The following is an 866-nucleotide window of genomic DNA, read 5'->3' on the forward strand; positions in this document are numbered from 1 at the left end:
TTGAAGCAGTAATGGAAGCGGCGAAAGTTCGTCTACGCCCTATCCTGATGACAACTGCAGCGATGATCGCAGGTCTTATCCCACTGATGTACGCAAGTGGTGCAGGTGCTGCTCAACGCTTCAGTATCGGTATTGTTATCGTTGCTGGTCTAGCAATTGGTACTATCTTCACTCTGTTCGTGTTGCCTGTTATCTACAGCTACCTAGCAGAGAAACACAAACCACTACCGGTTTTTGTTGAAGATAAAGACTTAGAGAAACTAGCACGTGTCGATGAAGCAAAAGCGGCACACCGAGAGTTAGCGGACAACAACTAACCTCAAGTTTCACGTTAATCGCAAAAAGGTCACTTCGGTGACCTTTTTTTATACGCCACAGGCGACATCTCCACTGCGATTAAATAGAATAGTAGGAAATAATCAGGAGTTTTAATTGATATGTTTGATCCAAAAAAACTAGAGCAGATTGCGAAACAAATCCATGACTCTATGCCTCAGCCAGTGAAAGAGCTAGGTTCTGATGTGGACCAAAAGGTTCGCCAAGTTATCCAAGGCCAACTAAACAAGCTAGACGTTGTCAGCCGTGAAGAGTTCGATGTTCAAACTCAGGTTCTACTGCGTACACGTCAGAAGCTGACTGAGATGGAACAAAAACTAGCAGATCTAGAAGCGAAGCTAGCTGACAAATAAGCGTAAATGCAAAAATACAAAAGGGTTGATGTGTAAGCATCAACCCTTTTTTATACGCTCATATTCTGGAAGGTATACTCCAAGCAATACTCTTCCATTGCTTTAAGGCGTGATAGTTAAGACATACATCGTCCACATATTCAGGAGCAAGTCGGCGAGCTCTGTAAAAACAAAAAG

Annotated in this window: 2 protein-coding genes; both read left to right on the forward strand. The window is 43.1% G+C overall.

Features of this window, described 5'->3' with window-relative positions; genetic code table 11:
* A partial coding sequence (locus tag KIV40_RS32580) for an efflux RND transporter permease subunit (protein ID WP_285353500.1) occupies window positions 1–317 on the forward strand: 317 nt, incomplete at its 5' end.
* Between the two features lie 120 nt (window positions 318–437).
* Window positions 438–689 (forward strand): accessory factor UbiK family protein, encoded by a 252-nt coding sequence (locus KIV40_RS32585; RefSeq protein WP_032551009.1) that lies wholly within the window; start codon window positions 438–440, stop codon window positions 687–689.
* Window positions 690–866: the final 177 nt, after the last annotated feature.

Source organism: Vibrio sp. D173a (assembly GCF_030248475.1).

Bases quoted from the DNA above. Each gene is read 5' to 3' on its own strand.
- KIV40_RS32585 (WP_032551009.1), top strand. From the start codon at position 438: ATGTTTGATCCAAAAAAACTAGAGCAGATTGCGAAACAAATCCATGAC.